At 66.6% G+C, this 23,034-nt stretch carries 22 protein-coding genes and 1 tRNA gene; 8 read left to right on the top strand and 15 right to left on the bottom strand.

Going from position 1 to position 23,034, the window contains the following annotated elements:
• Positions 1–8: 8 nt before the first annotated feature.
• The 3 genes from OC159_RS10190 to purB form a co-directional block, all read right to left on the bottom strand.
• Positions 9–152 (bottom strand): hypothetical protein, encoded by a 144-nt coding sequence (locus OC159_RS10190; protein ID WP_265501041.1) that lies wholly within the window; start codon positions 150–152, stop codon positions 9–11.
• Positions 153–204: 52 nt separating this feature from the next.
• Positions 205–1,212 (bottom strand): FliG C-terminal domain-containing protein, encoded by a 1,008-nt coding sequence (locus OC159_RS10185; protein WP_265501040.1) that lies wholly within the window; start codon positions 1,210–1,212, stop codon positions 205–207.
• Positions 1,213–1,288: 76 nt separating this feature from the next.
• A complete protein-coding gene (gene purB, locus OC159_RS10180; RefSeq protein ID WP_265501039.1) occupies positions 1,289–2,602 on the bottom strand; it encodes an adenylosuccinate lyase in 1,314 nt (437 codons plus the stop codon).
• Between the two features lie 144 nt (positions 2,603–2,746).
• Here purB and OC159_RS10175 point away from each other — a divergent pair, with 144 nt between their 5' ends.
• The 3 genes from OC159_RS10175 to OC159_RS10165 are packed head-to-tail and all read left to right on the top strand — an operon-like array spanning position 2,747 to position 4,809.
• A complete protein-coding gene (locus OC159_RS10175; RefSeq protein ID WP_265501038.1) occupies positions 2,747–3,418 on the top strand; it encodes a hypothetical protein in 672 nt (223 codons plus the stop codon).
• A 9-nt stretch (positions 3,419–3,427) separates the two neighbouring features.
• On the top strand, positions 3,428–4,474 hold the full coding sequence (locus OC159_RS10170) for a YihY/virulence factor BrkB family protein (RefSeq protein WP_265501037.1): 1,047 nt from the start codon (positions 3,428–3,430) through the stop codon (positions 4,472–4,474).
• Positions 4,471–4,809: an SMR family transporter gene (locus tag OC159_RS10165; RefSeq protein WP_322626724.1), complete on the top strand. Its 339-nt coding sequence runs from the start codon at positions 4,471–4,473 to the stop codon at positions 4,807–4,809. Before OC159_RS10170 ends, OC159_RS10165 begins: the two co-directional genes overlap by 4 nt.
• On the opposite strand, the gene OC159_RS10160 is transcribed toward OC159_RS10165, so the two are convergent.
• The 10 genes from OC159_RS10160 to thrS form a co-directional block, all read right to left on the bottom strand.
• On the bottom strand, positions 4,806–6,536 hold the full coding sequence (locus OC159_RS10160; RefSeq protein WP_265501036.1) for a peptidoglycan -binding protein: 1,731 nt from the start codon (positions 6,534–6,536) through the stop codon (positions 4,806–4,808). The two genes, OC159_RS10165 and OC159_RS10160, sit on opposite strands and share 4 nt — an antisense overlap.
• 4 nt (positions 6,537–6,540) lie before the next feature.
• Entirely contained in the window at positions 6,541–7,860 is a 1,320-nt protein-coding gene (locus OC159_RS10155; protein WP_265501035.1) for a biopolymer transporter ExbB, read from the bottom strand.
• 81 nt (positions 7,861–7,941) lie between these two features.
• Entirely contained in the window at positions 7,942–8,499 is a 558-nt protein-coding gene (locus OC159_RS10150) for a gamma-glutamylcyclotransferase (RefSeq protein WP_265501034.1), read from the bottom strand.
• A 73-nt stretch (positions 8,500–8,572) separates the two neighbouring features.
• Positions 8,573–9,499: a prephenate/arogenate dehydrogenase family protein gene (locus OC159_RS10145; RefSeq protein WP_265501033.1), complete on the bottom strand. Its 927-nt coding sequence runs from the start codon at positions 9,497–9,499 to the stop codon at positions 8,573–8,575.
• Positions 9,496–10,587: a histidinol-phosphate transaminase gene (gene hisC, locus OC159_RS10140; RefSeq protein WP_265501032.1), complete on the bottom strand. Its 1,092-nt coding sequence runs from the start codon at positions 10,585–10,587 to the stop codon at positions 9,496–9,498. The genes OC159_RS10145 and hisC overlap by 4 nt, the downstream gene beginning before the upstream one ends.
• Before the next feature lie 164 nt (positions 10,588–10,751).
• Positions 10,752–11,372: a 30S ribosomal protein S4 gene (rpsD, locus tag OC159_RS10135; RefSeq protein WP_265501031.1), complete on the bottom strand. Its 621-nt coding sequence runs from the start codon at positions 11,370–11,372 to the stop codon at positions 10,752–10,754.
• A gap of 141 nt (positions 11,373–11,513) precedes the next feature.
• On the bottom strand, positions 11,514–12,734 hold the full coding sequence (locus OC159_RS10130; protein WP_265501030.1) for a multidrug effflux MFS transporter: 1,221 nt from the start codon (positions 12,732–12,734) through the stop codon (positions 11,514–11,516).
• 648 nt (positions 12,735–13,382) lie between these two features.
• Positions 13,383–14,012, bottom strand: coding sequence for a DsbA family oxidoreductase (locus tag OC159_RS10125; protein WP_265501029.1), 630 nt, complete (start codon positions 14,010–14,012; stop codon positions 13,383–13,385).
• A 148-nt stretch (positions 14,013–14,160) separates the two neighbouring features.
• Positions 14,161–14,367: a cold-shock protein gene (locus OC159_RS10120; protein ID WP_265501028.1), complete on the bottom strand. Its 207-nt coding sequence runs from the start codon at positions 14,365–14,367 to the stop codon at positions 14,161–14,163.
• A gap of 205 nt (positions 14,368–14,572) precedes the next feature.
• On the bottom strand, positions 14,573–16,519 hold the full coding sequence (gene thrS, locus OC159_RS10115) for a threonine--tRNA ligase (RefSeq protein ID WP_265501027.1): 1,947 nt from the start codon (positions 16,517–16,519) through the stop codon (positions 14,573–14,575).
• A gap of 123 nt (positions 16,520–16,642) precedes the next feature.
• Between thrS and OC159_RS10110 the strand changes: the two genes are divergently transcribed.
• The gene (locus tag OC159_RS10110; protein WP_265501026.1) at positions 16,643–17,392 is read left to right on the top strand and encodes an alpha/beta hydrolase; all 750 of its coding nucleotides are present in this window, start codon (positions 16,643–16,645) and stop codon (positions 17,390–17,392) included.
• Here the strand turns inward: OC159_RS10110 and OC159_RS10105 are convergent.
• Together OC159_RS10105 and phaZ are read right to left on the bottom strand one after the other, a co-directional pair.
• Entirely contained in the window at positions 17,374–17,844 is a 471-nt protein-coding gene (locus OC159_RS10105; protein WP_265501025.1) for a pyridoxamine 5'-phosphate oxidase family protein, read from the bottom strand. The two genes, OC159_RS10110 and OC159_RS10105, sit on opposite strands and share 19 nt — an antisense overlap.
• 73 nt (positions 17,845–17,917) lie before the next feature.
• Positions 17,918–19,264: a polyhydroxyalkanoate depolymerase gene (gene phaZ, locus OC159_RS10100; protein ID WP_265501024.1), complete on the bottom strand. Its 1,347-nt coding sequence runs from the start codon at positions 19,262–19,264 to the stop codon at positions 17,918–17,920.
• Positions 19,265–19,653: 389 nt separating this feature from the next.
• On the opposite strand from phaZ, the gene phaC reads away from it, so the two are divergent.
• The 4 genes from phaC to OC159_RS10080 all read left to right on the top strand — a co-directional run bounded on the left by phaC (position 19,654) and on the right by OC159_RS10080 (position 22,921).
• Positions 19,654–21,450: a class I poly(R)-hydroxyalkanoic acid synthase gene (gene phaC, locus OC159_RS10095; RefSeq protein WP_265501097.1), complete on the top strand. Its 1,797-nt coding sequence runs from the start codon at positions 19,654–19,656 to the stop codon at positions 21,448–21,450.
• Between the two features lie 169 nt (positions 21,451–21,619).
• The gene (locus OC159_RS10090; RefSeq protein WP_265501023.1) at positions 21,620–22,075 is read left to right on the top strand and encodes a phasin family protein; all 456 of its coding nucleotides are present in this window, start codon (positions 21,620–21,622) and stop codon (positions 22,073–22,075) included.
• Positions 22,076–22,204: 129 nt separating this feature from the next.
• A complete protein-coding gene (gene phaR / locus OC159_RS10085) occupies positions 22,205–22,786 on the top strand; it encodes a polyhydroxyalkanoate synthesis repressor PhaR (RefSeq protein WP_265501022.1) in 582 nt (193 codons plus the stop codon).
• Positions 22,787–22,831: 45 nt separating this feature from the next.
• Positions 22,832–22,921 (top strand) — tRNA-Ser (locus OC159_RS10080).
• Positions 22,922–23,034 lie beyond the last annotated feature (113 nt).

The raw sequence follows: 23,034 nt of genomic DNA, 5'->3' as shown, positions 1-23,034 counted from the left end.
GTGCAGGGTCAGCGCCAGAAGGCCAGGTACTCGATGAACTGGTCCACACCCTTGGCGGCGACCAGCGGCAGCGAGCCGCCAAGCCACAGCTGGTCGGCAAGAAACACCGCGCCGATCAGCAGCAGCAGGGCAATGGCGATCTGGTTGGTCATCGGCGCCTCCGCTGGCGGGTTCAATGCAGCCTGCGAACACCGGGCAAGAGTCCTATTCCTCGTCCTGGGGCATCTTCAGCGTGATCTGGCTGCTGTCCTGGAGCTGCCGGATGACCGAGATGACCTCGTTCATGGCCTCGTCCACATCCTTCGCCCGCGGCTTTCCCAGGGCTTCGCGTTCCTCGCGCAGCCCGTCGGCCATGCGCTGCGAGAGGTTCGACAGGATGAAGTCGGCCGCGGCCACGTCGGCCTCCGACGTGGCGGCCAAGGCCCGCACAAGGGTCGACTGATCCAGTTCGCGGACGATGCGCGGCACCTCCCGTGGCTCGATCCGGTCGGGGATATGCGCAAAGATGAAGATGGCCCGCCGCACGCCGTCGGCGAAAACCACGTCACGCTCGTCCAGCGCCCCCAGCACGTCGTCGCGCAGATCGGCGGTCGCGAAGTTGAGGATCGCGCCCATCCGGTCCGTGGCGGGCGTGGTGATGGCCGGTTTCGGAAGCGCCTCTGCCGCCTGCAGCAGCACAAGGCCGACGCGCTTCAGTGCATCCGGCGTCACGCCGGAGGTCATCGACATGGCCTGCGCCACCACCCGTGCGCGGTCCCGCGGCAAGGCCATGAAGGTTGCCGAGGCCGCCTCGACCGGCAGCTTGGACAGCATCAGGGCGACCAGTTCGACCGATTCAGAAGTGGCGATCGAGATCAGCGATTCTTTCGGAAGCTTGTAGATGCGCCCCCAGGGATCCGATTTGCCTGAAATCGCCGCCGCGCGATGCAGCCGGTCCGTGCTGTCGTCCGATAGGCGACTGCCCAGCATCGCCAGGGTCCCGTCCAGACCGCCGGGGAAGGTGACGCCGACGGATTCGAGGCTGTCGCAGAACTCGGTGATGACGGCATCGCGGGTGTTGCGGTCGATCAGTTCCATCCCCGCCATTTCCTGGGCAAGCAGCGTCTGGTCGTCGGCCGTCAGACGGTCCACGCCCGCCACCTCGTCGTCATCCAGCAGAAGCCGCACAATCACTGCCGCCTTCTGCCGCTGGCTCAATCCGATCTGGCCCATCCTGCCGCCCCCTGTCGCAATCCGTCAGGTGCCAATGTGCCACGACATCCCTAACGGGAGGTTGACGCTGGTCCCGTCACAGCGGGTTTTCGTCGAAGACCCGCCGGAAGATCGTGTCGACATGCCTGGTGTGATAGCCAAGGTCGAATTTCTCCTCGATCTCGGCGGGGCTGAGGGCGGCGGTCACCTCGGGATCGGCCAGAAGCTCGGTCTTGAAGTCCGCGCCCTTCTCCCAGACCTTCATGGCGTTGCGCTGCACCAGCCGATAGCTGTCCTCGCGTGAAACGCCCGCCTGCGTCAGCGCCAGCAGGACACGCTGCGACATGACCAGTCCTTTGAACTTGTTCATGTTGGCCAGCATGTTGTCGGGATAGATCACCAGCTTCTCGATCACGCCCGCCAAACGGTTCAGCGCGAAATCCAGCGTGATGGTCGCGTCCGGCGCGATGCCGCGTTCGACGGATGAATGGCTGATGTCGCGTTCGTGCCACAGGGCCACGTTCTCCATCGCCGGGACCACTGCCATGCGGACAAGACGCGCAAGGCCGGTCAGGTTCTCGGTCAGGACGGGGTTGCGCTTGTGGGGCATCGCCGACGACCCCTTCTGGCCGGGGCTGAAGAACTCCTCGGCCTCCAGCACCTCGGTGCGCTGCATGTGGCGGATCTCGATGGCGATGTTTTCTATCGAACTGGCGATGACGCCCAGGGTGGCAAAGAACATGGCGTGGCGGTCGCGCGGGATGACCTGGGTGCTGATCGGCTCGGGGCGCAGGCCCAGCTTGGCGCAGACATGCTCTTCGACGGCCGGGTCGATGTTGGCAAAGGTGCCGACTGCGCCGCTGATCGCGCCGGTCGCGACCTCGTGCCGCGCGGCCTGAAGGCGGGCGCGGCCGCGCGCCATCTCGGCATAGAAGCGGGCAAAGGTCAGGCCCATGGTCGTCGGTTCGGCATGGATGCCGTGGCTGCGGCCGATGCGGACGGTGTCCTTGTGCTCGAAGGCGCGGGTCTTCAGCGCGGCCAGCACGCGGTCCATGTCGGCCAGCAGGATGTCGGCGGCGCGCACCAGCTGGATGTTCAGCGTCGTGTCCAGGACGTCCGAACTGGTCATGCCCTGATGGACGAAGCGCGCCTGGTCGCTGCCCACATGCTCGGCCAGATGGGTCAGGAAGGCGATGACGTCGTGCTTGGTGACGGCCTCGATCTCGTCGATGCGGGCGACGTCGAACTGGACGTCGCGGGCCTTCCAGACGGCCTCGGCGTTTTCGCGCGGAATGACGCCCAGATCGGCCTGCGCGTCGCAGGCGTGGGCCTCGATCTCGTACCAGATGCGGAACTTGGTCTCGGGGGACCAGATGGCGACCATTTCGGGGCGGGCGTAACGCGGGATCATGCTGGGCTCCTTTGCGGTTGGCGGGGGCATAGCCGGGACCTGCCGCGGGGGCAAGTTTTCATGACGCCCGCAGGGGCCGTGCGGAACGATCCCCGGTGCCAAGGGGTTGATCTCGCACTGCCAAGCCGATAGCCGAGGACCGTCATGCGCCCCCACGATCCCACCCTTCCGCCGATCGAAGCCGACCGCACAAGCCACACGCGCTTCGAGCCGCGCCCGATCCCCGACGGGCATCGGACAGAAGATGCCCCTCTGTCGCGTGACGGCCGCCATGCCCGCCCCGCGCCTTCGACCACCGCCACGGTCATCGTCTGGGGCGGCGTGGCGCTTGGCGTCGCTGGCCTGACGGTAGCCGCGACGATGGCGGCGCGCAGGCTGGCCGGGACGGACAGGCCCGCCCCGCGCATGCACGGACCCACCCACGCCCCGCGCTTTGCGGACATGGACGAGGTCGAGCGCGACGAGATTCGCCGCCGGGTTCGGGCGCAGGCGATGAACGACGAGCGCGCGGCCGCTCGCCTGCGGGCCGAGGCTGCGCAGACGCGGCATCCGCGCGGCAACATCGCGCAGGACCTGACCCGCACTGCGGCAGAGTTGACCAACAGTCTGAACGGCGTCGCCACCTCGATCTCTCAGGCGTTCGAGTCGTTCCGGGGCGTGTCCCGGCAGGCGAACTCGATCCTGGCGGACTTCGTGATCGCGGCCGACCAGCTGAAGTCTATCCTGAACGCCGGCCCCGGCCCGCGCCCCGTCGCGCCCGAGAATCGGCCCGAGGCGGCAGGCGCCGACGACGCCGCGCGCATGCACCGACTGTAAGGACAGCGGATGGCGGACCGAAAGACCAATCCGGGCGTCCTGTCGGCGCTGTTTGACCCGCTGGACGATGCCACCCGGAGGCGCTTCGGGCTGTCCGCTCCGGAAGAAAAGACCGCGCCGCCGCCGCAGCCGCAGGCGCCGATTCTGAACCGCCGGGGCCGGATGCCCGGCCTGCGCGACATGCACCGCAAGGACGTCATTCAGGTCGCGCAATCGGTTCTGACGCAGATCGGGTCGGACCGGGTGACATCGGTTGCGGGGGGCGTTACGTTCTTCGGGCTGCTGTCGCTGTTTCCGGCCATCACGGCGTTCGTGTCGCTCTATGGCCTTTATGCCGATCCGGCCACGATCCAGAACCACCTGCAGCTGCTGGACAACCTGCTGCCGCAAAGTTCGCTCGAGATCATCAGGGGGCAGGTCAGCTCGATCGCGTCGGCGTCGAGCGGGGCGCTGTCGCTGGCGGGTATCGTGGCGCTGCTGGTGGCGTTCTGGTCCGCAAACGGCGGCATGAAGGCGCTGCTGTCGGCGCTGAACGTCGCCTTCTTCCAGCGCGAGACCCGCAGCTTCCTGCGCCTGAACCTGGTTGCGATGGTCTTCACCATCTCGGGGCTGGCGCTGATCGCGCTGATGCTGGCGGTCATCGCCGTCATCCCAGCTGTCCTGAAGCTGCTGCCGATGAGCTGGGGCGGAGAGATGGCCGTCAGCCTGATCCGCTGGCCGATCATGTTCGGCGTCCTGGTGCTGGCCTTGGCCGGGGTCTACCGCTATGGCCCCGCCGCCCCGAAGTCGCGCTGGCGCTGGATCTCGCCGGGGGCGATCTTTGCGGCGGTGGCGCTGGTCGTCACCTCGATGCTGTTTTCCTGGTATGCGGCGAGTTTCGGGAACTACAACGAGACCTATGGCTCGCTTGGCGCAGTCGTCGCCCTGATGATCTGGCTGTGGCTGAACGCGACGATCCTGCTGATCGGGGCCGAGATCAATTCCGAGATTGAGCGTCACCTGAAACGCATGGCAGGATTGGACGTTCCCCGCGCGTCGACCGAGGCCCATTCGTGATCAATTCTCCCTATGTCCCGTTGCTGGCGGCCATCAGCCTCGAGGTGCTGGGCACCTCGATGCTGCAGCGGTCCGAGCAGTTCACCCGGCTGTGGCCCACGCTTGGCATGGCCGTCTGCTACCTGGCCAGCTTCTACCTGCTGTCGGTGACGCTGAAAGTGATGCCCCTGGGCGTCGCCTACGCGATCTGGAGCGCGTGCGGCGTGGCGCTCGTGGCGCTGGTCGGCTGGGTCGCCTTCGGTCAGCGGCTGGACGGTCCGGCGGTGCTGGGCATGACGCTGATCGTTGCGGGTGTCGTGATCATCAACGTCTTTTCCAGGACCGTCGGGCACTAACGCTCGGTCAGCTTCAGCTCGATCCGGCGATTGAGCGCGCGGCCCTGGGCCGTCGATCCGTCAGCGACCGGGCGCGTGTCGGCAAACCCGGTCGGCGCCAGCCGGTTGGCCGGAAAACCCAGATCGTCGGTCAGATAGCGCACCACGGCCAGCGCCCGTGCCTGGCTCAGTTCCCAGTTGTCGCGGTACCGCCCCAGCCCGGACAGGGGCAGGCTGTCGGTGTGGCCGTCCACGCGGATGATCCAGTCGATCTCGGGCGGGATCTCGGCGGCGATGTCGCGCAGCAGTTCGGCCAGGTTTGCAACCTGCTGGCGTCCCTCGGCGGACAGCGTCGCCTCGCCCGGCGCGAAGAGGACTTCGGACTGGAAGACGAAGCGGTCGCCCACCACCTGCACCCCCTCACGGCCCGACAGGATCTGCGACAGGCGGCCGAAGAATTCGGACCGATAGCGGGCAAGGTCCTGCGCCTCGGCCTCGGCGGCACGGCGCGCCTCTTCCTCCAGTGCAAGGCGGCGGCGGGTTTCCTCGGCCGTTCGGACAAGTGCCGCGTTCAACTGCTGGCCTAGTTCAGCGACCCGCAGCTCGGCCTGTTCCTGCTCGTCTCCGGCGGCGTCCAGCAGCGCCTGCAACGAGCCGAGCTGCGCGGTCAGCTGGGCCACCTGCTCGTTCAGCAGGGCCACGCGCCGCTGGCTGTCCTCGGCCAGGCCCTCCTGCTCGGCCAGTTGCTGGCGGGCGGTGGCCAGCAGCGCGGCCTGTCGCTCGGCATCCGAGAGGCTGTCCTGCGTTCTGGCCTCGGCGTCCTCGCGGGCGGCATCGGCGGCGGCCAGAAGGGTCAGCGTCTCCTCGGCCTCTCGGCGGCGCTCCTCCAGCGCCAGGGTCATGGCGGTCAGTTCCGCATCGGCGGTCTCCAGACGCTCTCGCAGCAGGCGGGCGGCTTCGGCTTCCGCCAGCCGCGTCTGCTCTGCCTCGGTCAGGGCGGTCTCGGTTTCCGCGACGCGGTCACGTGCCTGCGACAGCGAAGCCTGGGCGCCCGACAGCGCGGCCTCCGCCTCGGCCAGCTGCGTCTCGCCCTGCTGGACCTGCGCGCGCAGCTCTGAAGTCAGCGCCTCCAGCGCGTCACGGCGGGCCGCGGCGAGGCGCGCGGCCTCGGCTTGCGCATCGGTTTCCGACCGCGCGGCGGCCACGGCCAGTTCGGCCGCCGTGGCCCGGTTCGTCGCTTCGGTCAGACGTGTCTCCAGCGTGGCAACGCGGTCTTCGGCGGCAGCGCGCGCGGCCAGCAACGCCGCGACCTCGGCCTCGAAATCGGTCAGCCGGCTCTGGGCGGCTTCAAGGTTCGCGCGCCCTTGGTCCAGCTGAGTCGTCAGCCGCGTGATCTGGGCGGCGCGTTCGCGGGCGGCAGCCTCGGCCTCGGCCGCGCGGGCCGTTTCCGCCTCGAGGTCGCGGGTCAGCCCTGCCTCGCGTTCCTCTGACGCCGTCAGGGCCTGGCCGAGCGCGCTGACCTGCTGGCCCAGGGTGTCAAGCTGCTGCTGCTGGCGGGAGATCTGGCGCGACTGGCCCGCGATCGTGTCGTCCTGCGTGGTGATCTGCTCTCGCAGGACCGACTGGACGACCATGAAGATCGTCAGCACGAACATCAGCACCATCAGCAGTGCGGTCATCGCGTCCACGAAGCCCGGCCAGATGGTCGAGGAGAACCGCTGCGCCGATGAACCCCGCGCTAGCCGCATCGCCTCAGGCCTCGCCGCGGTTCAGCAGCGGGTCGCGGGGCAGAAGGTCGTCGCGGAAGGGATCGCCGAAGCGCGCCGCACGCACCGCGCGGGTCAGCACCAGGATATCGGACCGCAGCTCTGCCACCATCTCGTCCCGCCCCTCGTTCAGGTCCACGGCCAGCGTCTTCAGCGCATCCTCCAGCCGCGACAGGTCAATGGGCGCGGCGGTTTGCCTGGCGGTGCGGGCCTCGGCCAGCAGGCGGTCCTGGCCGTCGGCCAGGCGGGTCAGCGCGGCGGTCAACTGATCGGGGCCCGCATCCGACCGGCTGCGGTCCACCAGCGCCTCGATGGCCTGGGCCATGACCACCACCCGCTCGTCCGCCATCAAGGCGGCTTCCTCTCTCATGGCGTCGCGTTGGGCGTGATAGCTTTGCAGCCGGTCCATCTGGCCGGCCATCTGTTCAAGGAACCCGGCCAGCGCAGCCTGGTCGATGCCTTCGCCGTCGCCCGTGCCGATGCTGAGCCGGGTGAAGCCCGACATCCATTCCTCGAGTTCCCGGTAGAAGCGGTTCTGGCCGTGGGTGACGAACAGTTCCAGCAGCCCCACCACCAGCGATCCCGCAAGCCCCAGAAGCGAGGACGAGAACGCGGTTGCCATGCCGCCCAGCTGCGCCTCGAGGCCGGTCATCAGCTGGTCGAAGATGTCGAGGCTTGTTTGGCCTGCTTGCGGGGCAAGGGCGCGGATCGTGTCCACGACCGCCGGGACGGTTGTCGCAAGCCCATAGAAGGTCCCCAGAAGCCCCAGGAAGATCAGCAGGTTCGCAAGATACCTGGTGATGTCGCGGATCTCGTCGATGCGGGTCGCCACGGAATCGAGGATCGACCGTCCCGAGCTTGCCGAGATCGCGCCGCCGATCGGTCCGCGCGTGCCCAGAAGCGCCGCAAGTGGGGCCAGAAGGCGCGGGGCCTGGTCCTGCAGGACGCCCCCATGCTGCGGGTCGCGGCGGCGGGCGGCGAAGCGCTCGATCCAGCTGACCGAGCGCACCAGCTGCCCCACCTGCCAGAAGCAGGCCAGCACGCCCAAGGCGAAGACGGTCAGAATCAGGCCGTTCAGCCAGCGGTTCGCCATGAAGATCGGCAGGATGCGGCCATAGGCGAACCAGCCCCCGACCAGCACCAGGGCCAGCACGCTCAGCATCAGAAGGATCTGGCGGACGGGCTGGGAAAAGCGCGGCGGCATGCCGCTGCCGATCAGCGCCTGGTCGCGCGTGGCCGCCAGGCGGCGGTTGCCGAGGGTCAGCCGCGATGGCGCCTGCGGATCGCCATTGGTCGGATCGCTCACGTAAATCCCCGTTGCCGCCATGCCTTGGCTGCGACTGTAGGGGGCCGACTGCCGCTTGCCAAGCATTGCGACACGGATGCGTTACCGCGCCGTCATGTCGTTGCCTTCCTGCAGCGCCCGGACCGCGTTCGACAGCGCATCCAGGTGGTCGTCGGCCATTCCGATGCTGGCCAGATGCGCTGCGGTGTTGAACAGGTATTCCGAGTTCGGTCCGCGGCCGCCATGGGCGACGGCGATGATGCGGGCCTGTTCGTCATGCGGCAGGCCCCCGGCATATTGCCAATGGTCGCGCCGCATCACGTAGGCCAGCGCCTGGACCTGTCGCCCGTCGTCGAGGTCCAGCGGCAGGATCACCTCGTGATAGGCGTCCGTCACCAGTTCGCGGCGGCGCAGGTCGTCCAGCACCGCGTCGTGGTCCTGCGGCGAGATCCGCAGCGCAAGACCGCGGCAGGTCGCGCCCTCCTGCGGGTCCAGTCCCAGGACAAGGCCGGGCAGGGCCTCGGTTCCGCGATGCTGGATGGACCGCAGGCAGAAGCTGCGGGCATAGCCGCCAAGCCGGGCCGCGACCGTCTCGGCCGGCGCGAAGCCCGGGTTCCAGATCAGCGAGCCGTAGGCGAAGACCCAATCGATCCTGTGCATGGTCCTTCCATCCTTTCAGAGGGAAGGTAGGTCAGCGGGCCGGCGGACGGAAGGGCGTCGTTGCGACAGCCTGTCAGGTCGCCGGCCGTGCGCCGGGCGAGCGGCCGAAATCCGGCGCCTCGGTGTCCTGCCCCGCCTCGATGATGCCGCGGCGAATGGCGCGGGTGCGGGTGAAATAATCGTGCAGCTGCTGACCGTCGCCCATGCGGATCGCCCGCTGCAGGACGAACAGCTCCTCGGTGAAGCGGCCGAGGATGTCCAGCGTCGCCTCCTTGTTGTGCAGGAACACGTCGCGCCACATGGTCGGGTCGCTGGCCGCGATCCGGGTGAAGTCGCGGAAACCCGCGGCCGAATACTGGATTACCTCTTCGCCCGAGACGCGCCGCAGGTGGTCGGCCACACCGACCATCGTGTAGGCGATCAGGTGGGGGGCGTGGCTGGTCACGGCCAGCACGAGGTCGTGATGCGGCGCCTCCATCCGATCGGTCTTGGCGCCCATCGCGGTGATCAGCCGGTCCAGCCGCGCGATGGCGTCGGGATCGCTGTCGGGCAGGGGGGTCAGCAGCCACCAGCGGTTGCGGAACAGGCTGGCGAAGCCCGCCCGTGGTCCCGAATGTTCGGTCCCGGCCAGCGGATGGCCGGGAACGAAGTGGACGCCCGCAGGCAGGTGCGGGCCGACCGCGTCGATGACCGACTGCTTGACCGAGCCGACGTCGGTGACGGTCGCGCCCGGCGCAAGATGCGGCGCGATCTCGGCCATGACCTCGCCCATGGCGCCCACCGGGACGGCCAGGACGACCAGATCGGCACCCGCGACCGCCTCGGCGGCGGTATCGTGGACGGTGCAGAGGTCGATCTCGCGCGCGGTGTCGCGCGTCGACTGGCTGCGGGCAAAGCCCGTGATTTCACGGGCCAGACCAGCCTCACGGATCGCCAGCGCCATCGATCCAGCGATCAGACCCAACCCGATCAGCGCCACGCGGTCATAGATCACGCTCATTCCGACCTCCGCGACGCCATGAACCGCCCGAGGCTGTCCAGCACGCGGGCGACCCCGTCCTCGTCACCGACGGTGATCCGCAGGGCGTCGGGAAGGCCGTAGCCGCCGACGCGACGGACGAGGATACCGTCACCCCGCAATGCGGCATCGGCATCGGCGGCCGTTTCGGCGCTGTCGAAGCGCGCCAGCACGAAGTTGGCGAAGCTTTCGTCGCAGGCGATGCCCATCTGGATCAGCGAGTTCCGCATCCGGTCCCGCATCCGCGCGTTCAGTTCGGCACAGTGCGCCGTGAATGCGGTGTCGCGAATCGCGGCCTCGGCGGCAGCCATCTGGGCATTCGACAGGTTGAACGGCTGGCGGATGCGGTTCAGCACGTCGATCATCTCGCGGCTGGCATAGCCCCAGCCGATCCGCAGCCCGCCAAGGCCGTGGATCTTGGAGAATGTCCGCGTCATGATCACGTTCGGATGGCCGTCGACCAGCGACACGCCGCCGTCGAACCCCGTCGCGAATTCCGTGTAGGCGCCGTCATGGACCAGGATCACCTGCGCGGGCAAAGCTTCCACCAGGCGCTGCAGGTCGTCAGCGCCCAGCATCGTGCCCGTCGGATTGGCAGGGTTGGCGATGAAGACGATCCGCGTGCGTTCGCCGACCGCCGCCAGGATCGCGTCGACGTCAACCTTCCGGTCCGCCTCGGGGACGGTGACGGGCGTCGCGCCGACCATCCGCGCCAGGATCGGATACATTGAAAAGCCGTGCTCGGTCGTGATGACCTCGTTCCCCGGGCCGGCATAAGCCTGGACCACGAACTGCAAAACCTCGTCCGACCCGACGCCGCAGATGATGCGGTCCGGGTCCAGTCCGTGAACCTCGCCGATGGCCGTCCGCAGGCCCATGTGATCGGTCGCGGGATAGCGGTGCAGGTCCGCAGAGGCGCCTCTGAACGCCTCGGTCGCCGCGGGGCTGCACCCCATCGGGTTTTCGTTCGACGACAGCTTCAGAACGTCGTCGCGCCCCACCAGCCTGCTTTCGCCGCTGACGTAAAGCGCGATGTCCATGATGCCGGGCTGCACGGGTATCTGGGTCATGGGGTCATCCTTGTCTGCGCCCTCGTGTAGTGCCGCGCCTTGTCCAAGGAAACCGAAAACCCGCGGCGACCTGCATTGGTCGTGAAATATCCTTGGGGAGTGCGCGGAACGCAAAAGGGCCGCATCGACAGATGCGGCCCCCGAAGCAAGCGATGCGGCGAAGATCAGTTCTTCGCGTAGAATTCGACGACCAGGTTCGGTTCCATCTGCACGGCATAGGGGATGTCGCCCAGGGCCGGGGTGCGCACGAACGTCGCGGTCATCTTGTTGTGGTCGACGTCCAGATAGTCCGGAACGTCACGCTCGGTCAGGCCGACGGCTTCCAGCACGATGACCAGCTGGCGCGAACGCTCGCGGATCGAGATGACGTCGCCTTCCTTCACGCGGAAGGAGGGGATGTTCACGCGCTGACCGTTCACCTCGATATGGCCGTGGTTCACGAACTGGCGGGCGGCCCAGATGGTCGGCACGAACTTGGCGCGGTAGACGACGGCGTCCAGGCGGCGCTCCAGCAGGCCGACCAGGTTCTCGCCGGTGTCGCCCTTGACGCGCTCGGCCTCGGCATAGATGCGGCGGAACTGCTTTTCGGTCAGGTCGCCGTAGTAGCCCTTGAGCTTCTGCTTGGCGCGCAGCTGGGTGCCGAAGTCCGACAGCTTGTTCTTGCGGCGCTGGCCGTGCTGGCCAGGGCCGTATTCGCGGCGGTTGACCGGCGACTTGGCGCGGCCCCAGATGTTTTCGCCCATGCGGCGGTCGATCTTGTACTTGGCAGACGTGCGTTTCGTCACGGCTGATCTCCTTCTTGTCGTTGTCGAAGGGCGTTGTCCTTTGGCAAGAGCCTGACAGGGTTCCCCTTGCGGAGTCCACCAACACCAATGAAGTGCGCGCTTATAGCCGGCCCGCAGCCCGCGTCAAGCGCAAACCTGCGCCTAGTCCTGCAGCTGGCGGATCATGAACCAGGCCAGGCCCGAACAGACCAGCGTCGCAGTCATCGCCGGGATCGCCGTACCGTTATACAGCAACCCGACCGGCGCCGCGATCATCACCGCGCAGAGGGTCGAGATCGCCGCGATGATCGACGCGGCCATGCCCGCTATGTGACCCATACGCTGCAATGCCAGGGCGTTCAGGTTGCCGAAGGTCACGCCAGCCATGAAGAAGACGCTGACCGCCCAGAAGAAGAAGACCGGAAACTGCATCGCCTGCGGCAGGACGCCCGTCAGCAGCAGCGTCAGCACGGTCGCCGACACGATGGTCTGCATGATATAGGCCCACTTGGCGATGCGCCGCATGCCGAAGCGGATCACGAAGGTCGCGTTCAGGACGGTCCCGCTGCCGGACAGCAGCGCCATCGCGGCGAACCACAGGTGGAACGTCTCACCCTTGCCATAGGTCTCTCCGAACAGCTGCTGGGCCGAGGAGAGAAGCCCGAACATCTGGCCGAACCCCAGTGTCAGCACCAGCGTCGTCAACATCACTTGGCGATCCGACAGGACCTCTTTCGCGGCTGCGACAAGCGGCGTGAAGCGGAGCGGGCGGCGACGCTCGGGCGGCAGGGTCTCGGCCTGGCGGATGTTCAGCCAGAGGCCGCCGACGACGGCGAAGACGACGAAGGCCAGAAAGACGCCGTGCCAGCCCGCGAAGGCGATGATGCCCGCCCCGACTGTCGGCGCGATGGCGGGAACCATGATGAAGATCATCATGACGAAGCTGGTGATGCGCGCCATCTCGCGCCCCTCATAGAGGTCGCGGACCAGCGCCAGGCCCACGATCCGAGGCGCTGCTGCGCCAAGACCCTGCACGAACCGCGCCATCAGGAGCGCTTCGAGCGAATTGGCATAGACCGCCCAGATCGCCCCCACGATATAGATCGCAAAGCCGATGGTGATCGTCCGCTTGCGTCCCAGGGCGTCCGAGATGGGGCCCGCGAACAGCGTGCCGAGCCCCATGCCCGCCATGAACGCCGTCAGGATCAGCTGGGCGCGGTTGACGTTGTCGGGCGTCAGACTTTCCGCGATCTCCGGCAGCGCCGGAAGCATGGCGTCCATCGAAAATGCGATGGTGGCAAACAGAAATGCCAGCATCGCAATGAATTCTGGCAGCGGAAGGCGGCGCTGCGGCGTCACCCCGGCAAAGGCAAGATCGGTCATGGGGATCACCTGTCGGTTTCAGGCCCGCCACATAAGATAAATTTGCACAGTGTGCAAGTGCGGGGCAGGCGGAGGATCGTGGCGCCGGGGCGCCTCGTTCAGGTGGAAACAGCGTTGAGGGCGCTGAACAGCAGGGTCCTCGCCGAGTTGTGCTACGAAAACTCAAGCTTCAGCAAGTGGGGTACTCGCGCAGTCGGAAACGGCAGCCAGCATAGCGACGGCGCCAAGCCGCAGAGCCTGCAACAGCTTGGATCGCAATTTCGGGTGATTGGCATGCGCTGCTCCTTCGTCGGATCGACTCTCTTCCAATCGCGCTAGCCGTTGCAGCGATCCTGCACAAGGTTCGGGGCAGGGCGAGCGCCTCTGGCGCTTGGACACAAATGGACAAAGGCAACCCGTGGCATCCGTTTTTCCGCAACCCGTCCACTGGAAATCGCGACTTTGGCGACGTGTGCGTTGGCCGCGGCATCGCGCATTGCCGCTTCACACCGATAGGGAGCCACCTTGAAGAGGATGAGTTGGGCCACCGGGCGGTCAACGGATATGTCGAGATCCCACCCCAGAGGGCCGGTGCTTGAAGTTCCCATGGGCCGGAGACTGCTGGCGCATCCTTGCTCCGGGGCAGCCGGGTCTTTCTGCCGCCGTGCTTCAGGTCTGGCGCGAAGCTGCGTTGATCTCGTCGATGACCTGCTGCCACAGCGCAGCGGGCTGCGCGCCGCTGACGGCATGGGTGTCGGCGACCACGAAGGTCGGGACGGAGTTGATGCCGCGTTGGCGCGCATGGTCCTCTCGGCTTGCGACCTCTTCGCGGTCGGCATCGGTCGCCAGAAGCCGGGCGACGACGGCCCCGTCCATGCCGGCACCGGCGGCGACGGTTGACAGCACCTCGGGGTTGCCGATGTCCTGCGCCTCTTGCCAATGGGCCCGCAGCAGTCCGGACATTACGCGGCTTTGCGCGCCCTCGACGCCCGCCCAGTGCATCAGGCGATGCGCGTCGGTGGTGTCGGGCTCGCGAGGCGAGGGGTTCAGCGTCAGGCCGAGGCTGGCGGCGCGTTCGGTCAGGGCACGGCCCGCTTCGTCGGCGCGATCCCCCAGCTTGGCGCGTAGATAAGCGACGCGGTCCATGCCCTCGGGCGGCATCTGCGGGTTCAGGCGGAACGGGTGCCAGGTGATCGTGAAGGGATGGGCGGGCCGGCTTTCCAGCGCGCGGTCCAATTCGACCTTGGCGATCAGGCACCACGGGCAGACGGGATCTGCAAAGATGTCGAGACGGGTCATAGGGGCGGTTCCAGCACTGCGGATCGTCCGAAGGGTCGGACGCCCCCTCTTAGCAGGTGGCGAAGGGGCAGGGCCACCCCGACGAGGGAGCCTTGAAACGGGAAACGGCCCGCGAAGGGCGGGCCGTCCAAAATCGAGTGCTGTGTGATCAGAGCAGGCGCAGGTCGCTGGCCGAGGCGCGACCGTCGCGGCCCGACTGCAGCTCGTAGCCGATCTTCTGGTTGTCCTGCAGGCCCGTCAGGCCGGCGCGTTCAACGGCCGAGATGTGCACGAACACGTCCTTGCCGCCATCATCGGGTGCAATAAAGCCAAAGCCTTTGGTGGCGTTGAACCACTTAACCGTTCCGGTCGCCATAACCGCTCTCTCCTTCAAGTCATCCCGACGCAGGATTGCGCCAGGCCGTGCAGCCCGCTTTCGGTCTTCCGGCTGCCCGTCAAGGGAGGCGGTAGAAAGTCTTCGCTCACGCAAAAGCGAGGATGCCCGAATCGGTTGAAAACGCAAGCGGGAACTTCACGCGCGGGCCCCGTGGCGCGTGAAGCTTTGGTGACATCGGCAGGTTTCAGCGAAGATCCGGCGGGGTCGCCTCGGCTTTCAGCATCTCGATCGCGTCAGTCAGTGCCAGCGTGCGGCTGCCCTGGCTGTCGAGGCGGCGGAGCGAGACGGTCTGCTCCTCGACCTCCTTCATGCCGATGGCCATGATCGCGGGGACCTTGGCCACGGAATGTTCGCGGACCTTGTAGTTGATCTTCTCGTTCCGGGTGTCCGCCTCGGCACGGATGCCTGCGCGGCGCAGCGCCTCGACCACCTCGGCCACGTAGCCGTCGGCGTCGGACACGATCGAGGCGACGACCACCTGGCGCGGCGCCAGCCAGAAGGGCAGCTTGCCGGCGCTGTTCTCGATCAGGATGCCGATGAAACGCTCGAAGCTGCCCAGGACGGCGCGGTGCAGCATGATGGGCCGGTGCTTGTGGCCGTCGGCGCCCACATATTCGGCGTCCAGACGCTCGGGCAGGTTGGGGTCCACCTGCAGGGTGCCGCATTGCCAGTCGCGCCCGATCGCGTCGGTCAGCACGAACTCCAGCTTGGGACCGTAGAACGCGCCTTCGCCGGGGAAGATCGTGAAGTCATGGCCCGCCGCCTTGCAGGCGTTGCCAAGGGCGGCTTCTGCCCGGTCCCAGCTTTCCTCGGTCCCGATGCGCTTTTCGGGCCGCGTGGACAGCTTGATGCGCCAGCCGTCGAACCCCAGGTCGGAATAGATCCCCGCGAGGAAGTCGATGAACTTCTTGGTTTCGGCCTCGATCTGCTCCTCGGTGCAGAAGATATGCGCGTCGTCCTGCGTGAAACCGCGCACCCGCATGATGCCGTGCAGCGCGCCAGAGGGCTCGTACCGGTTGCATGACCCGAACTCGGCCATGCGCAGCGGTAGATCGCGATAGGATTTCAGGCCGTGGTTGAACACCTGCACGTGGCAGGGACAGTTCATCGGCTTGAGCGCGTTCACCGCCTTCGTCTTTGCATGTTCCTCGTCCACTTCGACGATGAACATGTTTTCCTGATAGTTGTCCCAGTGACCGGATTCCTCCCACAGCTTGCGGCTGACGACCTGGGGCGTGTTCACCTCCACATAGCCGTCGGCGCGCTGCTTGCGGCGCATGTAGTCCTGCAGCGTGGTGTAGATGTTCCAGCCGTTCGGGTGCCAGAAGATCTGGCCGGGCGCCTCTTCCTGCATGTGGAACAGGTCCATCTCGCGGCCCAGCTTGCGGTGGTCGCGCTTGGCGGCCTCCTCCAGCATGTGCAGGTGGGCCTTCAGGTCGTCACGGTTGCGGAAGGCGACGCCATAGATGCGCTGCAGCATCGGGCGGCTGGCATCGCCCAGCCAGTAGGCGCCGGCGATATGGGTCAGTTTGAAAGCATCGGCGGGCAGCTGGGCGGTGTTCTGCAGGTGCGGGCCGCGGCAGAGGTCCTGCCAGTCGCCGTGCCAGTACATCCGCAGGTCCTCGCCCTCGGGGATGCGGTCGATCAGCTCGACCTTGAAGGGTTCGCCGCGGTCCTTGTAGTAGCCGATGGCGCGTTCGCGGTCCCAGACCTCGGTGCGGACGGGTTCGCGGGCGTTGATGATGTCCTTCATCTTCGCCTCGATCCGACCCAGATCCTCGGGCGTGAAGGGCTCGGCGCGGTCGAAGTCGTAGAACCAGCCGTAGTCGCGCACCGGGCCGATGGTGACCTTCACGTCGGGCCAGATCTCCTGCACGGCGCGGGCCATGACATGGGCGAAGTCGTGGCGGATCAGCTCCAGCGCCGGCGCCTCGTCCTTCAGGGTGTGGATCGCGATGGCGCCGCTGCCCGTGATCGGCCATTGCAGGTCGATGTGCCGGCCGTCGAGGCTGGCCGAGATGGCGCGCTTGGCCAGGCTGGGCGCGATGCTTTCGGCGACGGCAGCTGCCGTCACGCCGGCGGGATAATCGCGCGAATTGCCATCGGGAAAGGTAAGGGAGATCTGGGACATGACGTCCTCCTCGTCGGTTTGGCGCCCACGGAACGCCCGGCTGCGGGTATGTCGGGCCGCAGGGATGGACCCCGGCGGCAGAACTGTCAAGATAAGCGCGACCGGAACTGGAAGGAGCCGAAGATGACCGACATGCTCGACACGCCCTCGGGGCGGCGACTGGCCTATGAGCGGACAAAGGGGCAGGGGCCCGGGGTGGTCTTTCTGGGCGGGTTCAGGTCGGACATGCAGGGCACCAAGGCGGTGCATCTTCGGGACTGGGCGCAAGCGCGCGGCAGGGCCTTCCTGCGCTTCGACTATTCCGGCCACGGCGACAGCGAGGGCCGGTTCGACGACGGCTGCATCGGCGACTGGACCGCAGACGCGACGGCCGCCATCGAGGCATTGACCGAGGGGCCGCAGGTGCTGGTCGGATCATCGATGGGCGGCTGGATCAGCCTGCTGATCGCGCGGGCGATGCCGGCGCGGGTGGCCGGGCTGGTGACGATCGCCGCAGCGCCCGACTTCACCGAGCGCGGGTTCTGGGCCGGATTTTCTGACACCCACCGCGCTGCGCTGATGCGCGACGGGCAGGTCCCGGTGCCGAGCGATTATGGTGAGCCGCTGGTTATCACCCGGCGGCTGATCGAAGACGGACGACGGCAGCTGGTGCTGGACCAGCCGCTGCACCTGCCGTTCCCGGTGCGGATGCTGCAGGGCACTGCGGACGAGGATGTGCCGGTTTCATGGTCGCACGACCTGCTGGACCACATGACCGGCGACGACATCCGCCTGACGCTGGTGAAGGGCGCCGATCATCGGTTCTCGACGCCCGATTGCCTGCGCCTGATCACCGACAGCGTCGAGACGCTGCCTCAGAAGGTCAGCGAGTAGTGTTCGCCCATGTCTGGCTTGGCGCCGGTGACCTTGGACTTGGCAATCTCGAAGAAGAAGCGGATGTTGCCGCCGGTGGCCCAGACCTCGGCCTCTGACAGGTCCATGCGCAGCAGCTGGACGTCGGGGTCGTTCTCGCCGTCCTCGAACCAGCTGGAGGCGACGGCGTTCCAGATCTCGTCCAGCTTGGCGCGGTCGTCCGACAGCGCGAGGCGGCCGTGGATACGGGCATAGAGCCCCTCGTCACGGTCGCTGACGACGTGGATCGCGGGCTTGGAGCCGGTCAGGCTGCGCGCCAGGTCGGTTCCCTTGGCGGTGATGAACCACAGCGTGCGGTTGTCGCGGTCGACATAGTGCGACATCGGCACGAGGCGCGGGTCCTCGGTCAAGCCCAGCATCCCCGAGTTGATGTCGTCGAGGCGGTCCCAGAACGTGTGGGCGTGGTCGGTCATGATGGTCCTTTCCTGCCGCGACAGGCGGCGTTCGGGACCATAACAACCGCCCCGTAGGACAGGTTCCTTGCGCTCAGACGGCGATCTTGTCGCTGTCGACCGGGTCGTTCACGCCGCAATCGGCGGTCGATCCGCCTTGCTTCCGCCGCCGCGTGGGCTTGGTATCCTGGGCCGGGCTGGCATTATCGTCGATGAAGTCCAGCACCAGCGGGCGGATGTTCAGACGCCACGACTTGCCGGCAAAGATGCCGTAATGGCCCGCCCCCGGTTCCAGATGCTGGATTTTCTTCGAGGCCGCCACGCCGCTGCAGAGGTCGAGCGCCGCGACGCATTGGCCGGGGGCAGAGATGTCGTCGTTCGCGCCTTCGACCGTCATCACGGCGACGTCGGTGATCTTGCCGATGTCGATGGCGCGGCCATCCACGGTGAAGCGGTTCTGCGCAATCTCAAGGTTCTTGAAGATCCGCTCGACGGTAGAAAGGTAGAATTCCGCCGTCATGTCCATCACGGCCAGGTATTCGTCGTAGAAGCGGTTGTGCTTGTCGCCGTCCGAGGCGGTTCCCCGCGCCTCGGCGAAGATCTGGTTGATGAAGGCGCGACTGTGGCTTTCGGCGTTCATGCTGATGAAGCTGCTCAGCTGCGCGAGCCCCGGATAGACCATCCGGCCTGCGCCGCGATACTTGAAGCCGACGGACTGGATCACGAAGTGCTCCAGCTCTCCCATGGTGATGCGGTTGCCGAAATCGGTGACGTCGGTCGCGGCGGCGTCGGGATCGACGGGGCCGCCGATCAGGGTCAGCGTGCGGGGCTGCGCCGCGGGATCGTCCTCGGCCAGCATGGCGGTCGCGGCCAGGGCCAGGGGCGCGGGCTGGCAGACGGCGATCACGTTCACGTCGGGGCCCAGGTGGCGGATGAAGTCGACGAGGTATTTCGTGTAATCCTCGACGTCGAACTTGCCTTCGCTGACTGCGATGTCGCGGGCGTTGTGCCAGTCGGTGACATAAACTTCGCAGTCCGACAGCAGCGAGGTGACGGTCGAGCGCATCAGCGTCGCGTAGTGTCCCGACATGGGCGCCACGAGCAGCACCTTGCGGGGCATCGGGTCGCGACGGGCGACGCGGAAGTGGATCAGGTCGCCGAAGGGACGCTTCACGACCGGTTCGACATAGACGATGTGGTCCTGGCCTTCGGCGCCGGCGATGGCGGGGATCTCCCAGTCAGGCTTGATCACCATGCGGGCGAAGCTGCGTTCGGTGACGCGGCCCCAGGCGCTGAGCATGCGGAACGCAGGATGGGGAACCAGCGCAAAAGCCGGATAGGATCCCATGGCGCGGGCCGTCGCGCCCAGCCATTCGTTGGTGTTCCGGATCGTCTCCATCGCGTCGTAGGACAGGACGCCCTTGAGTCCCTTGGACGGCATGTTGCACCCCTTGCTGCACTGCGGCACCTAAAACGTCACGCGGGGGATCGTCAGGGTCGAAACGTAACAAAAGCTGGGTTTACGCCTTGCCTGCCCTGCGCATATCATCAAGCCATCAATAAGAGGGAATCCAGGTCATGGCAAGGCAGCCGGACGGGGCGGGTAAAACTGTCCGCAGATCGCGGACGACCAAAGCGCAGAAGGAAGAGGCCCCGACAGACGCGGGCGCGGACGCTGGTTCGCCGGCCGCGCCGAAGATGCGCCGTCGCGCCAAGGGCGCAACGGCAACAGTGCCCAAAGAGCCGGCCCGCGCCAGTCGCGAAAAGCCCGCCGCCGAGACGCCCCCGCAACCCGCGACAGCGCCCGAGGCTGCTTCCGAGGTGCAGGACATGACAGCCGAGACTTTGTCTCGTCTTGTGCAGGTCGGCCACGCGCCGACCGCCCAGAAGCTGGCCCAGAACATCGAGCGGATCGAGACGTTGGGCCAACGCCTCATGGCCGCCTTCGCGGAACGCAACCTGCCCAATCCCGGAGTCGAGGGGCCGGGGGCGGATCTCTACATGACCGCGGCCGCGGGCTTCGTGAAGACGCTGACCGAGCAGCCGGCCAAGATGATCGGCACCCAGGTCAGCTATTGGGGCGAGACGCTGGCCAACTATGCCCGCGCCCAGCAGGCCTTGGCGCAGGGGCAGCTGACGGCGCCCGACGACGGCAGCCCGGCCGACAAGCGCTTCGCGAACCCGCTGTGGCAGAGCCACCCGTATTTCAACCTGGTCAAGAAGCAGTACCTGACCAACGCACGCGCCCTGAAAGAAGCGGCGCAGGGGCTGGAACTTCCCGACGAGGTCGCGCGCCGTCGCGTCACCTGGCTGACGAACCAGATCGTCGACATGATGGCGCCCACGAACTTCCTGGCGACAAACCCCGATGCGCTGGAAAAGGCGATCGAGACGGAAGGCGAAAGCCTTGTCCGGGGGCTGGAGAACCTTGTGCGCGACGTCGAGCAGAACGGCGGCGAAATGGTCGTGACCTTGGCGGACCGAGGCGCCTTCACGGTCGGCGAGAACATCGGCACCGCGCCAGGTTCTGTCGCCCACCGTACCGATCTCTACGAATTGATCCAGTACGCGCCGACGACCGACACGGTCCACGCGATGCCCCTGATCATCTTTCCGCCCTGGATCAACAAGTTCTACATCCTGGACCTCAAGCCGCAGAACAGCCTGATCCGCTGGCTGGTGGAACAGGGCCACACGCTGTTCGTCGTCAGTTGGCGCAACCCGACGTCGGACTTCGCCGAGCTGGGCATGGAGGATTACATCGGCGCTTACCTGGACGCCATGGACCGCGTCCGCGACCTGACCGGGCAGCGGCAGCTGAACGCCGTGGGCTATTGCATCGCCGGGACGACGCTGTCGCTGACGCTGGCCTTGCTGAACCAGCGCGGCGACGACCGCGTCAACGCGGCGACCCTGTTCACGACGCTGACGGATTTCTCCGAGCAGGGCGAGTTCACCAGCTTCCTGCAAGAGGATTTCGTCGCCGGCATCGCGGAAGAGGTCCAGCGCCACGGCCTGATGCGCGCGCAGCTGATGGCACGCACCATGAGCTTTCTGCGCGCCAACGACCTGGTCTGGGGGCCCGCAATCCGCAGCTACATGATGGGCGAGACGCCGCCCGCCTTCGACCTGCTGTTCTGGAACGGCGACAGCACGAACCTGCCGGGGCGCATGGCCCTGCAGTATCTGCGCGGACTGTGCCAGCAGAATGCCTTTGCGGGCGAGGGGTTCGAGCTGCTGGGCCATAAACTGCGGCTGTCGGACGTCGACGTGCCGCTCTGCGCCATCGCCTGCGAGTCGGATCACATCGCGCCCTGGAAGGACTGCTGGCGCGGCGTGGCGCAGATGGGATCGCGCGACAAGACCTTCATCCTGTCGCAGTCGGGACATATCGCAGGGATCGTGAACCCGCCGTCGAAGAAGAAATACGGCCATTACCTGAGCAACCACGGCTTCGGCGAAGGGGCCGAGACATGGCGGGAAAAGGCCAGCTTCGCCGATGGAAGCTGGTGGCCGCACTGGGGCGAATGGCTGGCGGAGCGTGCCGGACCCATGGTGGCTGCGCGGCATCCGGAGGAGGGGCTGGAGCCAGCGCCGGGCCGCTATGTCCACGACCGGGCGGCCTGATCCTGCATGGTCAATGCCTTAGCTTGAAGTGCCTGTTGCCGCAGGAAACTTTCTGCGCCGCAGAAGAAAATTCTTGAAATGCTGCACTGCAGCATCCATATTGGGTGGACGGAAAAAGCGGTGATGGCCACTCTGTCTTCGAACCGCTGCACCTTCAGGAGTGAATGACATGGCAAAGACCCCCGATTTCGCCAAGACCATGCAGGACATGATGGCGAACTTCCCGATCGACACCAGCTCGATGAAAGACGCGATGAAATCGCAGACCATGCTGGGCGAGCGTCTGACCCGCGTGGCGCTGACCGCGGCCGAGCGTTCGACCGACATCTCGGCCCAGTGGGCCAAGGACTCGATCGCCCGGATGGGCGAGCTTGCCGCCATCAAGGAAGAGCCGACCGACTACGCCAAGGCCATGAGCGACTTCGCCTCGGCGTCGGCTGAAATGGCTGCCGAACACATGGCGTCCTTCGCCGAGGTTGCCAAGAAGGTCCAGATGGACACCGTCGACCTGATGCTGAAGGCCGGCAAGGATCTGTCCGCTGAAGGCCAGAACGTTGCCGAAAAGGCCGCCGCTGACAACGCGGCAACGGTCAAGAAGGCCGCGGCGACCGTCGCGGCGAAGTGATCGCTTCGCGATGATCCTGCACAGGGGCGGCCCGGCCGCCCCTTTTGCATGTTCGGCCGGCAAGTTTTTCCTTTGCCTTTTGCCTGTCCAGCTTCCATCATGGTCCAAATGCATTGCAAGGACCCTGTAATGGCTGCATCGACTGCGCCGCTGCTGATCAAGCGTTACGCCAGCCGCCGTCTCTACAATACCGAAACAAGCGACTACGTCACGCTCGAGGACATCGCCCTGTTCATCCGCGAAGGGCGCGAGGTGAAGATCGTGGATCTGAAGTCCGGCGACGACCTGACGCGGCAATATCTTCTTCAGATCATCGCCGAGCACGAAAGCCGGGGCGAGAACGTGCTGCCGCTGGATGTGTTGACCGATCTTGTCCGCAGCTATGCCGGCAACGCGCAATCCGTGGTCCCGCAGTTCCTGGCCGCCAGCTTCGAGATGCTGCGCGAGGGTCAGTCGAAGCTGATGGAGAACATGTCCACCATTCCCAACCCGATGGCCACCATGCCCGGCTTCGACGCTCTGCAGCGACAGCAGCAGGCATTTCTCAGCGCGATGATGGGCGGCTGGCGCGGCGCAACCAAGGGCCAGATGCCGGACGATCCGGGGGACGGGGACGCATCCTCGCCGTCAACGACCACGGACGACGCCCGCGACATGGCCGAGATCCGGCGTCAGCTTGCAGAGCTGCAAAAGCGTGTCTCGAAGCTCTGACATCCGACTTGCGCCGCGCGTCGTCCCGAGCTAGACCCGCCTCACGGAGCGGTGGCCGAGTGGTCGAAGGCGCACGCCTGGAAAGTGTGTAGGCGGGAAACCGTCTCGAGGGTTCGAATCCCTCTCGCTCCGCCACTTGCCCCCGCGAAAGCGTTCTCCCGATCCGGCCGCGGCCGGATTTTTCCGTTGTTTTCGAGGGTTATGCGGGAGGGGCTGTTAACCGGCCCAAGCCCCGAAAGGCGCGCACG

The sequence above is a fragment of the Paracoccus beibuensis genome (genome assembly GCF_026162625.1).
GTDB lineage: Bacteria > Pseudomonadota > Alphaproteobacteria > Rhodobacterales > Rhodobacteraceae > Paracoccus > Paracoccus beibuensis.
Note: the sequence above shows the minus strand (reverse complement) of the source record. Positions and strands in the feature narration are given on the sequence as shown.